Origin of the sequence: Clostridium luticellarii (genome assembly GCF_002995845.1) — a bacterium.
Taxonomy (GTDB): Bacteria; Bacillota; Clostridia; order Clostridiales; family Clostridiaceae; genus Clostridium_B; species Clostridium_B luticellarii.
On record NZ_PVXP01000165.1, the window covers coordinates 1 to 513 of the forward strand.

A 513-nucleotide genomic window follows, 5' to 3' on the forward strand; every position below is an offset into this window, starting at 1 on the left:
TTTTACTCCTATATATATTTTAGGTTTTTCCATAAATATATTCATAAATAATCTATAGAAAAACCTAATTTAATTACTTTAAAAGTTCATCAGGGCATTTTGGTTGTTGACCACTGATAAGTGAGTTTGGAAACAATACGAGTGCACCTAGAAATAAAGCTAAAGAACCTACCATTTTCATGGACTTTTTTAGAAGATAATCTTTGATAAGTTTCATTTTTATAACCTCCTATAATTCTTTGAAATTAAGGTTTATGTATCTTAATTCCATTTATTAATTTTTATTCTATAAAAGTTTCAATTATCCTGCATAATAGGATAAAATTAATTTTGTTTATAATCTGATTCTTTATGTGATTTATAATATGAAACGATAAGCTTGTCCAATTGTTGACTTATTTCCAGTATCTCATCAGTTGTATATTTATCTGATTCCAACATTTTATTTAATTTATCTCTTAATTTTTCTAATAGTTTTTCTAATAGTTTTTCCATACATACTATATCCTTACT

2 protein-coding genes are annotated in these 513 nt (G+C 24.0%); both read right to left on the reverse strand.

Annotated features, from left to right (window positions below; all coding sequences use genetic code 11):
* Positions 1-73: 73 nt before the first annotated feature.
* On the reverse strand, positions 74-217 hold the full coding sequence (locus tag CLLU_RS18575; RefSeq protein ID WP_106011224.1) for an AgrD family cyclic lactone autoinducer peptide: 144 nt from the start codon (positions 215-217) through the stop codon (positions 74-76).
* 107 nt (positions 218-324) lie between these two features.
* The coding region (locus CLLU_RS18580; RefSeq protein WP_242977762.1) for an aspartyl-phosphate phosphatase Spo0E family protein at positions 325-513 on the reverse strand (189 nt) is incomplete at its 5' end.

What these genes read in the sequence shown, in the direction of transcription:
- CLLU_RS18575 (WP_106011224.1), bottom strand. Translation starts at nt 217, where the DNA reads ATGAAACTTATCAAAGATTATCTTCTAAAAAAGTCCATGAAAATGGTA.